12 protein-coding genes are annotated in these 14,136 nt (G+C 67.7%); 2 read left to right on the plus strand and 10 right to left on the minus strand.

Going from position 1 to position 14,136, the window contains the following annotated elements; all coding sequences use genetic code 11:
* Positions 1-64: 64 nt before the first annotated feature.
* The 3 genes from ACIG5A_RS11400 to ACIG5A_RS11410 form a co-directional block, all read right to left on the minus strand.
* Entirely contained in the window at positions 65-802 is a 738-nt protein-coding gene (locus ACIG5A_RS11400; RefSeq protein WP_397240065.1) for a hypothetical protein, read from the minus strand.
* Positions 799-1,485: a MarR family transcriptional regulator gene (locus ACIG5A_RS11405; protein ID WP_397240066.1), complete on the minus strand. Its 687-nt coding sequence runs from the start codon at positions 1,483-1,485 to the stop codon at positions 799-801. The genes ACIG5A_RS11400 and ACIG5A_RS11405 overlap by 4 nt, the downstream gene beginning before the upstream one ends.
* Before the next feature lie 71 nt (positions 1,486-1,556).
* A complete protein-coding gene (locus ACIG5A_RS11410) occupies positions 1,557-4,112 on the minus strand; it encodes a cytochrome P450 (RefSeq protein ID WP_397240067.1) in 2,556 nt (851 codons plus the stop codon).
* A gap of 353 nt (positions 4,113-4,465) precedes the next feature.
* Here ACIG5A_RS11410 and ACIG5A_RS11415 point away from each other — a divergent pair, with 353 nt between their 5' ends.
* Together ACIG5A_RS11415 and ACIG5A_RS11420 are read left to right on the plus strand one after the other, a co-directional pair.
* Complete coding sequence (locus ACIG5A_RS11415) at positions 4,466-5,740, plus strand: glycosyltransferase (RefSeq protein ID WP_397240068.1); 1,275 nt, start codon at positions 4,466-4,468, stop codon at positions 5,738-5,740.
* 35 nt (positions 5,741-5,775) lie between these two features.
* A complete protein-coding gene (locus ACIG5A_RS11420; protein ID WP_397240596.1) occupies positions 5,776-6,498 on the plus strand; it encodes an ABC transporter permease in 723 nt (240 codons plus the stop codon).
* 20 nt (positions 6,499-6,518) lie between these two features.
* On the opposite strand, the gene ACIG5A_RS11425 is transcribed toward ACIG5A_RS11420, so the two are convergent.
* From ACIG5A_RS11425 to ligD, 7 genes are all read right to left on the minus strand, one after another.
* The gene (locus ACIG5A_RS11425; RefSeq protein WP_397240069.1) at positions 6,519-7,283 is read right to left on the minus strand and encodes a MerR family transcriptional regulator; all 765 of its coding nucleotides are present in this window, start codon (positions 7,281-7,283) and stop codon (positions 6,519-6,521) included.
* Between the two features lie 117 nt (positions 7,284-7,400).
* A complete protein-coding gene (locus ACIG5A_RS11430; protein ID WP_397240070.1) occupies positions 7,401-8,906 on the minus strand; it encodes a flavin-containing monooxygenase in 1,506 nt (501 codons plus the stop codon).
* 5 nt (positions 8,907-8,911) lie between these two features.
* Positions 8,912-9,832: a ferritin-like domain-containing protein gene (locus ACIG5A_RS11435; RefSeq protein WP_397240597.1), complete on the minus strand. Its 921-nt coding sequence runs from the start codon at positions 9,830-9,832 to the stop codon at positions 8,912-8,914.
* A gap of 7 nt (positions 9,833-9,839) precedes the next feature.
* Positions 9,840-10,745 (minus strand): SDR family NAD(P)-dependent oxidoreductase, encoded by a 906-nt coding sequence (locus ACIG5A_RS11440; protein ID WP_397240072.1) that lies wholly within the window; start codon positions 10,743-10,745, stop codon positions 9,840-9,842.
* 1 nt (position 10,746) lies between these two features.
* Complete coding sequence (locus ACIG5A_RS11445) at positions 10,747-11,733, minus strand: alpha/beta hydrolase (RefSeq protein ID WP_397240073.1); 987 nt, start codon at positions 11,731-11,733, stop codon at positions 10,747-10,749.
* 211 nt (positions 11,734-11,944) lie between these two features.
* A complete protein-coding gene (locus ACIG5A_RS11450; protein ID WP_397240074.1) occupies positions 11,945-12,901 on the minus strand; it encodes a D-isomer specific 2-hydroxyacid dehydrogenase family protein in 957 nt (318 codons plus the stop codon).
* Positions 12,902-13,155: 254 nt separating this feature from the next.
* Complete coding sequence (gene ligD, locus ACIG5A_RS11455) at positions 13,156-14,115, minus strand: non-homologous end-joining DNA ligase (RefSeq protein WP_397240075.1); 960 nt, start codon at positions 14,113-14,115, stop codon at positions 13,156-13,158.
* Between the last annotated feature and the right edge of the window lie 21 nt (positions 14,116-14,136).

Consider the following 14,136-nt stretch of genomic DNA (forward strand, 5'->3'; position numbering starts at 1 on the left):
TAGGTTAGCGATGCCTAACCCTGTCAACTCGAGGTTCCCGACGGCGGGATGCCGGAAGTAGAGCTCAGCGCGGGATGAGTGCGCGGACCATGGCCCGAACCCGGGCCGGATTACCGCTCACGCCCGTGAGCGCCCGACCGGGCCGGTCGAAACATTCGCACAGCACATCGGCCGCCGCGGCGAAGGTGGCGCCGCTCGGCCACCGCATGCCCTCCGCGTAACCGCATTCGAGCAGGCGGCAGATGTCCTCGGCGTCGCGCGGTGCCCGACGCTGGTGGTAGGCAAGGGCTTTGATGGCGATCGCGGTAGCTGTGTCCGGAATCGCGAGCAGGGCACCCACCTTTCGGCCGTCCGTCAGCGTGACGCGCAAACCGATCCGCATCGGGTCGGCGGCCAATGCGATATGCAGCGCGGGGATTCCGTCCACCGCGATCGGCCCGGCATCCAGATTGGGGACGTGCTTGGTGCTGAACGACGGTGCGAGCAGATCGATGGTGGCCGCGGTGCCGTCGGCGACGCGTTCGAATCGGTTGCCCGAGCGCGGATTGTCGTAGCCGAGTGCCCGCAGGCGGTCGAGCAGGTCACCCTCGCGGATGGTCACCAGTTCGACGGCCAGATCGGCATCCCTGGTCGCGCGCAACGGAATCGACACCCCGCTGCGCAGCACATGCAGGTTCACCATGTGCCCGCCGATCACCACCCACGATTCGACGTCGCGTGCCGCGGTCGCCGCGTCGGCGAGGGCGAGGTACGCGCCGTCCTCGGCGCGGGAGCCACTGTCGACGGCGAGTTCGATGCTCATGCCGCGCCGCCGAGGTGTGCCCGTGCGCTCAGGAAGCGCTGTTCGAGTTCGGCGACGGCGTCTGCCGCGTCCGGGCCGCCCGCGGCGAGGATCTCCCTGGCCACCTCGGTGATCGGCGCGAGCGGCCATGCCTGGGCGTGCGGGCCGCCGAGTGCGCCCGCGAACGCGATGTCGCATCGCCAGCCGGGGGGAATGCGGCCGACCCGCACCTCGGTGGTCGCCTCGGACCGGTCGTCCTCGATTGGCACGAAACCGGCAGGTTCCAGGTCGAGATGAGCATCGCAGTGCAGGACGACGAGTCCGGGGATGCGCCACGGCGCGATCCGATCGGCCGCCCAGTCGCCGCCGACCCGGAGTGAAACATTTTGCGCGGCAGCCTGATCCATGGCCAGCTCGATCTGCCGCTGGCCGTTGTCCAGGCTGTACCAACGGTCGACGGCTTCGGTGCGCGGCGCCCGCGCGGTCGCGAGGCGCTCGAACAATTCGCCGAGCCGTCGCGCGGACCAGCCGTCGGCCGACCGCTCGGTCCAACCGTCCGCGTCGGTGCCGCCGAGGATCTGCGATACCCGCGCCTGCGTGACGCCGGTTTCGTCGGCGATATGAATCTGGCGGACCGGGGTTGTCTGGTCGAGCAGGAACGACAGCACGAGCACCTCCGCGCGGGACAACCCATGCTCCGACATCCTGCGAGTATAAATTTTCCAAAGCAGGTCGGCAAGAATTTATATATTCGTCTGAACAGGCATTTCTGCTGTCATTTCACGGTTGGGCGGGGGCGTAGCTCGACAGGTAGCCGGTTCGGTGCGGGGACGAAGTCGCGGTTCGACGGCCGTACCCGGTGCTTCGGGTCGGGGGTCGGCGTCCAGTGGGTGAAGAGGGCGGCGGTGGCGAGGGTGATGGTCATGACGGCGAAGGTGCTGCCAGGACAGTGGCGGGCGCCGACACCGAACGGGAGGATCGCCTTCTTGTCGATCTCCTCGACGCGGTCGGTGAACCAGCGGTCGGGATCGAAGGTTTCGGGGGCGGGGTAGTAGTGCGGATTGTGGTGGATCAGGTACGGGCTGTACACGATCAGCGCACCGTCGGGGAGTGGGACGCCGCCGAGGATGACCGGCCCGTCGGCGGTCTGCGTGCTCACCCACGGACCCCAGAAGCGCAGTGTTTCCAGCACGATCGTGTGCAGATAGGGCAGTGCCGTCACATGCTCGGGACGCACGGGGCCCGCGCCGACGAAATCGTCCAGCTCCCTGCGCAATTCGGCGGCGATATCCGGATGTCGCAGCACCTCGTGCCATACCCAGGCCAGGATCGATGCGGTGGAACCGACACCGGCGGCGAGCATGAGGATGAGTTCGTCGATGATCTCCTCGTCGGACAGGCGCGCGCCGGTTTCGGTATCGGTATGGCGGACGAGCGCGGAGAGTACGTCGCGGAAGTCGCGATCGGCGCGGCGGTATTCGGTGACGACAGCACCGATTTCGGCGCGCAGGCGGGCCGATTCGGCGGCGAAGCGATGGTTGGCGACAAAACGCAGCCTGCGCACCGGCGGCGGCAGTGCGGCCCGCTGGATCACCTGGCCGAGCAGCCAGGAGATGTTCTGCCGCACTTCCCGTTTGGCGTCGGCCCCGAATTCGGCGGTGAACAGTGTCGAGGAGATGATGTCGAGGACGAGCCGGTGCGCCTCGTCCATGAGGTCGAGTGGTCGGCCCTCTGGCAGTCCCGTGGCCCAGGCGTTCGCGATATCGGTTGCGACGGTGGCATATTCGTTCAATCGGCGTTGGCGCAGTGCCGGTGCGATCATGCGGCGGCGCAGTTCGTGCGGTGTGCCGCTGAGCACGTTCGACGCACCGCGCAGGACATCGTGTGCGGCCTCCCGTATTTCCTCGCGGTGGAATTCACCCGCCGTGCCGAACCCCACCTCGCGGATGAGATCGGGGGTGGTGAGCACGTAGGCGGGGCGCGGACCGAGGTAGACGCGCACGATCGGGCCGATCTCGGCGAGCGACTTCACGAAATTCAGCCCGTCGCGCAGCGCGACGACGCTGTGGCCGAGGACCGGCATCCGTCGGGGAGCGGTCGGAATGTGATGGTGCACAGTGTTTTTCGGTGCGAGTGACCGATAGACGTCGAGCATGCTCTCGGTCAGCCGCGACTGTCGCGTGGAGTCGGCCAGCGGGGCAAGGGTTTTCCGCATCGGCTCCAGTCGCGCCGGGTCGTCGGCGAGTTCTCGAAGTGCTGCCGCCATCGCCTCGACGGACGTATCGGGGAGCCGTATTCCGCCGCCTTCCGGCACTGTCTCGGCCAGGTCGGGATCGCAGTAGAGGACGGGCAGTCCCATTGCGATGGCCTCCAGCAATGCCATGCCCTGCGTATCGAAACCCGAGGAAGGAAAGAGCAATACATCGCTGGCGGCCATCGCGGTGAGGCAGTCCGCTCGGCACACACCGCCGTGCATGCGGACCCGTTCCGCGAGGCCGCCCGCTTCGATCGCCGCCAGCGCCCGGTCCCGCAGGTCGCCGTCGCCGTAGATGTCGAAGGTGCAGTTCTCCGCGCGCCGGACCGCCTCGATGGCCGCCATCAGGCGCTTCTCGGCGGAGAGCCGACCGCACCAGAGGACACGCAGCCGCTCGGGGCTCGGGGGAGCGGAGGTCGCGGACTGCCGAGCCGCATCGAGCAGATCGTCATCGATCCCATTGGAAATGACCGTGATCGGGCGCGTCAGCCCGTGCGCGACGAAGCGCTGGGCGAAATGGCGGCTCGGCACGAGCACGGCATCGGCGGCCTGCGCCTGCGCGACCATGGTGCGCCAAGCGTGCCGGGCGGCACGGGATTCGGTGGTGCGTGGCATCCGGCCGCGATGCGGGACGAACCGTCCGTGCAGACCGCGCATGATCAGCGCGGACAGATACGGCGCCGGCGAGGTGTGTTCGATGAACGCGTCGTCGCGGCTGTGCACCGTCTGCACGACCGGAATGCCGTGCCGTCGCGCGGCGCGCAGTCCGGCGACCGCGACGCCGTAGGTGGTGTGCAGATGCACGATATCGACCGGTCCGCGCTCGCGGAACACCGCGTCGATGCGCCTATTGTTCATCGCCGTCGGCGCGACCATGGCGAACCCGTTCACCGTGATCCCCCCGAGACCGGAAAGGGCGAGCACGTCCACCTCGGGTTCGGTAGATTCCGCCGTGGGCGCGGTGAACACGGTGACACGATGACCGAGCCGCTCCAGCCCACGGCGTTGGGCGTTCACCGAGGTCTGGATCCCGCCGAGGGTGGCGGGATGAAAATCGGTGAACAAGGCCACGTGCATGGCCCCAACGGTAATCACGCAGGAGGTCCGATGAGCCTCGATCGCCCACCACCAGTTCGCTGCGCTCGGCACCCGAATGCCTCGATCGAACAAGGCAGGCTCGGTCAATCCGGCGGGACGGCCGGTATCCGGCCGCCGGGAGGGACGGGGCCACAGGCCGTGCGTCACGAGCATGTGGCGAACAGCAGGCCAATCGGGATGCGGCTGCTTCGGGTGACACTGGCCGAGGCTCGGACGCTGGTAGGGATTTGTGCTCGGGCTGCGTGTTCCGCGCGTGTGGCGAGCGAGAGGCCGAGGGGGGTACGACTACAGCGGTCGGGACCGTTGACCAGATTGTGTGGGTGGGTGCCGGTATGAGGATCGCGATTCCGCTGTCGGGTACCCGGGGGGACGTGCAGCCTGCTGTCGCGCTGGGGTTGGAGTTGCGGCGGCGCCAGCATGACGTGATCGTCGGCGCACCGCCCAACCTCGTCGAATTCGCTACTCGTGCCGGGCTTACGGCGGTGAGCTGCGGGCCCGATGTGCAGCAGCTGTATTCCTCCGATGCGGGGCAGCGGGCGTTGGCCGCCGGGAGCAGTTTTCGGCTGATGCAGTTGGTCGGTAAGCAGATGGCCGGGTATGCGGCGCGGATGAATCGCGAGGTGATCGAGGTCTGCGCGGATGCGGACGTGATCGTGGCGACCATGCTCACCGAGGATCGGGCGATGTCGGTCGCGGAGGCGATGGGCGTGCCGATGGTGGTGTTGCACGGATTTCCCTGCCGCGGCAACGGCGCCTACCCCTTTCCCGGAGCACTACCGCCGAACTGGCGGCCACCGGCATTCATGAACCGGGCGACGTGGGGGCTCGCCGAGAACCTGCGGCGCGTCGTCTTCCTGCGCTACCTGAATCAGCTGCGGCACGAGCTGGGGCTGCCGAATTCGGCGGCGAGCCCGGCGGCGGTACTGGCCCAGCGTGGCGTGCCCGAGGTGCAGATCTACGACCGCGCGCTGGTACCGGGCCTCGCCGAACAGTGGGATGCGCGCAGACCACTGGTGGGTTTCCTGCCACTGGAACGCACCGCGCGGGAAGCCATCGGCGAGCTCGCCGCGGAGCACGGCGAGGTGGTGGCCTGGATCGTCGAGGATGAGCCGCCGGTGTACTTCGGCTTCGGCAGCATGCCGATTCGCGATACCCGCGCCGTGCTCGATATGGTCGACCAGGTCTGTCGGCGACTAGGTCAGCGGGCACTGGTCAGCGCGGGATGGAGCGGCTTGGTCCCGGCGGATACCGGCCCGCACATCAGGGTCGTCGGCCCGCTCGCGCACGACATCGTGTTCCCGCTCTGCACCGCCGCCGTGCACCACGGCGGTATCGGCACCACTTTCGAAAGCCTGCGCGCCGCACTGCCGACCCTGGTCTGCTCGGTATCCTTCGACCAGCCCATGTGGGGCGGCCAGGTAGAACGCCTCGGCGTCGGCGCGCACATCCCGTTCCGCAGACTCGATCCGGCCCGCCTGGCCGAAGGACTACGCACGGTCCTCGCCGACAAGACCCGACAACGCGCGAAATCTCTTGCAGTGGAACTGCAATCGAGCGCCGACGCGACAATGCGAACAGCCGACATCGTCGAAACAGCCGCGGAGTGAGCTGGGTAGCAGTGGTTTCGGCCGATTCGTACGTGATGGTGCGGCGCAGTGTCCGGCATACCGTGCGCAGCCGGGACACGTTGCTCATCTCGCTGATGTTGCCGGTGCTGATCATGGTGCTGTTCGTGTATGTGTTCGGTGGGGCGATCCAGGTGGGTGGGCGGTATGTCGACTATGTGATGCCGGGGATCATCCTGCTGTGCACGGGATTCGGTGCGTCCATTACCGCTACCGCCGTCGCGGGGGATCTGCGGACCGGCGCGGTCGATCGGTTCCGTACGCTGCCGATGTTCCGGCAGGCATTGCTGGCCGGGCACGTCGGGGAAGGGGTTCTGCGCAATCTGGTCGCCGTCGCGATCGTTGTGGCGATCGCGCTGGTGCTCGGGTTTCGGCCGAGTGCGGGGGTGGCCGGGTGGGCGGCAGCGATCGGGCTGATCGTGATGTTCGTACACGCGATCATCTGGATTGCCGTCGCGCTCGGGCTGTTGGCCCGAAACCCCGAGGCGGCAGGAGGATTCACCTACGCCATCATGTTCATCCCCTACATCAGCAGCGCTTTCGTGCCCACGGCCACCATGCCGTCATGGCTGCGCGGATTCGCCGAGCATCAGCCTGCGACACCCGTGGTCGAGACGATCAGGGGATTGCTCACCGGCGGCGGAGCCGGGGAGCCTGGTGTCGCGGTGCTGTGGTGCCTCGGTCTCACGGTCGCCGGGTACGGCTGTGCCGCAGTACTTTTCGAGCGCTATCGGCGCTGAGGTGGTCGGCGGGAGAACGCTTACTCGGGCGACGTCCGGGACCGGTTGCGTTCGCGCTCGGCGGCGGTGGCGAGATAGTCGCCGAGTTCGCGTTGCAGGGTGAGGTCGAGTGAGCGGGCGAGCGTGGCATGCACCGAGGCCACGGCGAGTTCGCGCATTTTGTTGAGCATCGTTGTGGTGTCGGCGATTTCGCCGTTGGTCTCGGGGAGCCAGCCCGGCCCGTGCTCCTCGACGATGTGCTGTTTGGCGGCGGTGATCATGATGTGGGTGATGTCATCGATCCGGTCCGCCACCTTGGCGTAGATCTCGATGAGCGTGCGCAGTTCGAGGCCGTACTCGTGCAGCTCGGCGAACGAGGTGAGCAGCGCGGTATCGGTGAACACCACCGTATCGCCCTCGACGCGGACCAGTTTCATGTCCTGCAGGCGGTCGACCAGCTCGTCGGCCTCGGTGCCGAGAATGGTGCCGATCAGCTCGCGCGGCACCTCGAAGGTTTCGTCCTTGGCCCAGGCCGCGGTCACCGCGTGCTGCAGGCCGAGCACCTCGGTGAGGTCCTTGCCGGTCTCCCAGCTGGTGATGAAGTCGCCGATATGCGCGGTGGTGAAGCCGCGCTGCAGCAGCGCGTCGATCAGTCGCAGCCGTTCCAGGTGCGCGTCGTCGTAGATGCTCGCACGACCGTCCTTGCCGATGGGCGGCGGCAGGAGCCCGCGCTCCTGATAGGCGCGGACGTTGCGGGTGGTGGTGCCCGCGGCGCGCGCGAGGTCGTCGATGCGATATTCCGGCATCGTCACCTCCCTCGCCCTGCACGGAACCGGTCGGCCGACGGCCGAACACCACGGTCGTTCGAACGACCGAGTCTAACGTTCGGGCCGCCGGCCGCCGTCATCTCAGCACCGCGCCATCTACGACACCGCCGCGATCCGCGGTTTCGGCGCGCCCGCCGCCACCGGGACGGCCGTGTAGTCGTCCAGGTTCACCGTGCGCAGCTGATGCACGTACTGCGTGGCGAAGCCGGGGTACATGGTCGCGTTGAAGCCGTCCTCGGTGAGATACCAGCTGCGGCAGCCCGAGTTCCAGGTGGTGCCGGTGAGCCTGCGCTGCATCGTCGCGTTGTAGCTGTCCTGCCGGTCGCGGCGCACGTCGAGCATGCGCAGGTCGCGGTCGAGGATGGTGCCGATGGCCCGCGTCAGATAGTCGATCTGGGCTTCCATGTACACCAGCGCCGAATTGTGCCCCGGTCCGGAATTCGGTCCGAATGTCAGGAACAGATTCGGATACCCGGACACCGCGACGCTCTTGTAGGCGAATGCCCCGCGCGCCCATTCCTCCGCGAGCACCCGGCCGTCGCGGCCGATGACCGGAATCGGCGTGCCGGTCTTGGATACGTCGAACCCGGTCGCGAACACGATGCAATCCGCTTGGTGCTCAACACCTTCCGCCGTTCGGATGCCCTGTGGGGCGATCCGGGCGATGGGCCAGGTGATCAGCTTGCAGTTCTCGCGCTGCAGCGCGGGGTAGTAGTCGTCGGTCATCAGCAGCCGCTTGCAGCCCGCACGGAACTCCGGGGTGAGCTGGCGGCGCAGCCACGGATCCTTCACCTGACGGCGCAGCTGCGCCCGCCCGACGAGTTCGACGACCCTGGTCAGCGGCGTATTCCAGACGACGCCGAGCGCCACCGACTCGTGCCCGTAGAACCAGGCGCGCCTGGCCAGCGATTCGGCCGCGGGCACCCGGCGATACAGCTCCTTGGTCAGCGGGCTGGTGCGCCGATTGACCCGGGGCAGTACCCATCCCGGCGTGCGCTGGAACACCTTGACCGAGGCCGCCCTGTCGACGAGTTCCGGAATGATCTGCACCGCGCTGGCTCCGGTGCCGACGACCGCGACCCGCTTGCCGGTGAAGTCGTAGTCGTGATCCCAACGGGCACTGTGGATCTTGTGTCCCTCGAAGGTTTCGATACCGCGGATGTCGGGGAAGCCGGCATTGGCCAGCGGCCCGGAGGCGAGGACAACGGTGCGGGCCCGCAGACGGTCCGCACGGCCATCGATGGCGATCTCCCATTCGCCCGCCGGTTCGTCGAACTCCAGGCCGGTCACGGTGTGCCCGAACCGGAAATGCGGTCCGAGCCCGAACTCCGCGGTCATCGCTTCGATGTAGCCGAGGATCTCGTTGCTGCCCGAATAGGTGTGCGACCAGTCCGGATTCGGCGCGAAGCTGTAGGAGTACAGCCGCGACGGAATATCGCACGCCGCGCCGGGATAGGTGTTGTCGCGCCAGGTGCCGCCGATCGCGGTCCCGCGCTCTAGGATCACGAAATCGCGAATCCCCTTCTGCTTCAATCTGATCGCGGCGCCGATGCCCGCGAATCCGCCGCCGATGATGGCGACGGCGAGTGTCTTGTCGGTCATATCGTTCACGCCGCCGGCTCGTAGGTGACTTCCTTGACCCAGGTCGGGTCCTTGCGCAGCAGACCCTGCGGCACCCTCGCGGTGATCTTCACCAGCGCGTCGGCGAGCAGATGGTAGGGGTGGCCGCGGTTGATCACCCAGCCGCCGTGCATCTTCACGATCTGATACATCGGCAGCCTGCGCGCGAATTCGCTGCGCTCACCGACATTCGCGTAGCGCTTGAGCGCGGTGTACAGCTTCTCCTCGTCGACGCCCATCGCCACGATGTTGTCGCGCATCTTGTTCAGCAGCGGCACATAGCTCAGCACGCCGATGAGGAACGACGGCTTCACCCAACCGCCGACCAGATCGGTGGCCAGCTTGCGCAGCTGTGCGTGACCGAGCACATCCATCACCGCGAAATCCACGGCCAGATGCCGGGATTCGTCGGCGTTGATCCGCTTGAACGCCTCCTGGCAGACCGGATCCTCGATCTCGTCGACGATGAACTTGATCAGCGCGCCGTCCAGCGCCACCTCCAGCATCGGAATCACCGTGCCGAGGAACGACATCGACATGTCGTCGGAGTACTTGTCGAGGAAGTCGATGACCAGTTTGACGTTCACATTGGGCTGCGGGATCTCGTCACCGTCGAGCATGCCCCAGCGGCGCATCAGCGCCAGTTCGGCATTGGCGTGCTTCTGCTCCTCGGCATGGAAATAGCGGTAGATCTCACGCAGGGTCTCGGTGGGCGCCTTCTTCGCCATGGCGGCGAAACCGCGCGCGCCCACGTTCTCGATCCACATCAGATCGGCCATGAACGGCTTGAGCTTGGCGTGCAGTTCGGGCGTGATCGTCTCCGCACCCGGTGCGTCCCAATCGATATCGGCCAGCGCCCACTGCCGGTCCTTGATCTTGCGGAGCATATCGTCGAAATCCATCTGGATGGCCATGTCAGACCCCTGTCTTGTCGGTGACCGATGAGCGGTCGGAGCTGGTCGAATCCTCTTGGGGCAGTAGCCGATCCAAAAGTCCGAGGGCGTAGGTGTACTGGGCAGGGAAGTAGCGCTTGAGCCGCCAGACGATATGCGCGTCCAGCTGCGGCAGCACATACAGCTGGCCGCGATCGTGGGCGTCGAGCGTGGTCGCGGCGACGCGGTCGGGGGAGAAGCCGGTCAACCGCATCAGCGTGTCGGCGAGCCTCATCGACTGCTGGGTGATGCGGCCGTCGCGGGCCACATTGGTCTTGACGAAGGTGGGGCACAGCACCGTCACCGCGACGCCGGTACCGCTCATCTCCGCGGCCATGGTCTCCGACAGCGACATCACCGCGGCCTTGGACACGTTGTAGGCGGCCATCGATGGCGCCGCCGCGAAACCGGCGGCCGACGCGACATTGATGATGCCGCCCTGCCGTGCGGCCCGCAGCTGCGGTGCGAAGATCTCGCAGCCGTGCACCACGCCCCACAGGTTGATGCCGAGTGCCCAGTCCCAGTCGTCGAAACCGATCTCGCCCACGTGTTTTCCGCCAATGCCGACGCCCGCGTTGTTGACCACCAGGGTCACCGGGCGGTCGAAGATCGAATCGGCGAAGCGGGCAAGGATTTCCACGTCCTCGCGGCGCGCGACATCGCAGCGGAACGCGTGCGCGGCGCCCGGATGCCGGCGTTCGATGAGCGCGACGGTCGCGTCGGCGCGTGCCTCGCTGATATCGGCGCAGATCACCTCCCCGCCGCGCGCGGCGATCTCCAGTGCGAACGCACGCCCGATGCCGCTGCCCGCACCGGTCACCACCGCTCGCGCGCCGTGCGAGCGTCGTGGTCGAATGCCAAGTGGCAGTAGCTTTTCCAGTCCGAACATGTCAGCTCACCTTCTCCGTGACCCTGGTGGAAGCCAGCGCGGCGCGCAGGAATTCGGCCGTGCGATCGAGTGCCATGCCGGCCTCGGGGACCACCATGGGCAGCGCCTGGAAGACGTGCATCTGGCCGGGCCAGACCTCCAGTTCGCAGCGGCCACCCGCGGCGCGCACCATGGCGTGCAGGTGCCTGGCGTCCGCGCTCAGCATCTCGGCGCCGCCGACCTGCACCAGGATCGGCGGGAGGTCCGTGCCCTGCGGGATCGAAAGACGCAGGCGCGGCGCGTCTTCGGGGAGGCCGCGGGTGTACTGCCGCGGCAGCCGGGCGGCGGCCCGCGCGGAGATGACCGGATCCGGCCTGCGCCGTTCCCGTTCGGCGGCGAGGCCGAGGGTGAGGTCGAGCAGCGGGGAGAACATGGTGACGGCGGCGGGCTGTGGGTATCCGCGGCGGCTGTTCTGGATCAGCAGGTCGAGCGCGAGGTGTCCGCCCGCCGAATCGCAGCCGATCACCAGATCGTCTGCGGCGTATCCGTTGTCGAGCAGCCACTGATACCCCGCCTCGACATCGTCGGCGGCGGCGGGGAATCGGTGCTCCGGCGCGAGCCGGTAGTCGGTGAGGAAGACCGGCAGTCCGGTCTTGCGCGACAGCTGCGTGGCGAGCCCGCGATGGGTGCGTGCCGAGCAGAGCACGTAACCGCTGCCGTGGATGTAGTAGATCGCCTGCTTACCGAATTCGACGCCGGGCGCCCGCACCCATTCCCCGCGCACGGCGCCGGAACGAACCCGGCTGACGGTGCTGCCCCGCACGGGCGGCCCGCCCGCCGCCATGATCGTCGCGATGAGCCTGCGGGAGAACCACACGCCCGGCCCGTTCATCGGAATCGCGCAGTTCAACGGCCGCAGGCCGAGCCGAGTCGCCGTCGAGGCGAGCTGAGCCCGCACCGAAGGCGCGGTGGGAACGCCGGGGACCGAGGTCCTCGTTGACCTTGTCATGTCCCCAGAATCATCGACGAATGTGCCATTTGTCAATGGCACATTTATTGCAGGCTGGTTGCGCTCCGAGCCGTGAACGCCGAACGCGGCCCGCGGCGTGGGTGCCGGGGCCGCGTGGTCGGGTCGGAGTTCGTCGAACGCAGTCGAATGGCCGTGCGACACGCCGTGGCCAGGGGCCTTTCGACTGCGCTCGACGGTACGTATGCCGGTGTCAGTAGCCGCGGTCGAGGTCGATGGGGGCGATCAGGTCGCGGCCCTGGACGAAGCGGGTGACGTTCTCGCTGACGTGGTCGGCGAACGCCGCGAGACGCAGCTGCGGCGGGTTCGAATCATGCGGCGTGACAATGGCATTCGGCAGCACCCAGAGCGGGTGACCGTCGGGGAGCGGCTCGGGATCGGTGACGTCGAGCCCGGCGCCACCGATGGCGCCGGAGGCCAGCGCGGCGACCAGGGCATCGGTATCGATGAGGCTGCCGCGGGCGATGTTGATCACCCAGGAGGTCGGCTTGAGCCTGGACAGTTCGTCCGCGCCGATGAGGTGGCGGGTGGCCGGGGTGGCGGGCGCGGCGACGATGACGTGATCGGTGTGCGCCCACACCTTGCCGAGCTGATCGGCGGCGATGGTTTCGATGGTTTCGGGGATGCCGGGGCCGGTGACCGGGCGCCCGGTGCGATTGACCGCGATGACGTGCGCGCCGAGCGGAACGAGCATGGGAATCAGCGCGCGCCCGATACCGCCCGCGCCGACGATGGTGACCGTCTTGCCGCGCAGGGTGCTGACGTGCGGGTAGAAGTCCCGCTGTCGCCAGCTGCCCGCGCGCAGATGTTCCGGCAGGTAGCGCACACCCGCGAGCAGCAGCATCAATGCGTGCTCGGCCACATTGGCCGCGAAAGCGCCTGCGGCGGAGGTGAATCGAACATTCGGATGACGCGCGAAGATTCCGGCGGTGAACCAGTCCTCGACACCGGCGGCGTGCAGTTGCACCCACTCGATCGAGTCGGGCAGCTCCATCGGGAACTCACCGGGCGCGCCCGCCCAGATCAGCGCCCTGGCATCGGCCAGATCGGCCACCGTCGCACCACCTTCGACGACCGCCTTCTCCAGCAGCGCGGGCGGCGGCGTGGCCGGGCCGATCGCCACCGGGACGGCAACCTCGGGTCGGCTCATGGAAAGGACCTCCTTCGGGCGGTGCAACCGGTGGTGTTCGCGACAACAGGGCGAGGCGACCGTCCGCAGTGAAGGTGCCCAGATCGACGCTAGCATCGCCCGCCGATGTGAGTTGCGGCTCCACCGCCCGCCCTATCCGGCATCGCCGGTCGCCGATCGACCGTCCGCGACAGAGACGCGCGTCATGACCAGCGGCATCTCCGCCGCCGCGTACCGAAATCGCCTGCGGTTCAGGGCAATCCCCTCCCGAACCGCTAGTCGTCGTCCTCCGGTAGGTCCTCGATGCGATCGCGCTCCGCCCATGCGATCAGCGGTTCGAGCGAGAACACCGCGGTGTCGATATCCGCATGCAGGTCACCGAGGGCGGCGTAGCGCGCGGGCACGGTGGACATGGTGAAGTCGCGCGGATCGATATCGGGGATCTCGTCCCAGCCGATGGGGGTGGACACGGTGGCCGCGGGAACGCCGCGCACGGAGTAGGCGGCCGCGATGGTGTGGTCGCGCGCGTTCTGGTTGTAGTCGACGAAGAGCAGTTTCGGATCGCGGTCCTTGCGCCACCAGGTGGTGGTGACATCGTCGGGCGCGCGGCGCTGCACCTCGTTGGCGAAGGCGAGTGCGGCGCGGCGCACATCGGTGAAACCCCATTCGGGGGCGATGCGCACATAAATGTGAATTCCCTTGCCGCCGGACGTTTTCGGCCACCCGACGGCGCCGAGATCGTCGAGCGCCTCACGCACGACGCCCGCCACCCGCTGCACCCGCGACCACGGGCAGTCCGGCATCGGGTCGAGGTCGATGCGCCATTCGTCGGGGCGCTCGGTGTCGGCGGCGCGCGAGTTCCACGGATGGAACTCCACCGTCGACATCTGCACCGCCCAGATCACGTCGGCGAGTTCGCCGACGCACAGCTCGTCCGCGTGCCTGCCGTAGCGCGGGAAGAACACGCGCACCGTGGGAATCCAGTCGGGCGCACCCGCGGGTAGTCGTTTCTGATGGACCTTGTCGCCCGCGAGTCCCTTCGGGAAGCGGTGCAGCATGCACGGCCGGTCGCGCAGCGCGTTGACGATCCCGTCGCCGACGCTGAGGTAGTACTGCACCAGGTCGAGCTTGGTCGCGCCGGTTGCCGGAAAGTAGATCCGGTCCGGATTGGAGATGCGGACGGTGCGGTCGCCGACGTCGAGTTCGATCGCGGGCGACGCGGACTTGCTGGCCACCCGTCCGACGATAACGGGTCG

The sequence above is a fragment of the Nocardia sp. NPDC052566 genome (genome assembly GCF_044547285.1).
Lineage (GTDB): Bacteria > Actinomycetota > Actinomycetes > Mycobacteriales > Mycobacteriaceae > Nocardia.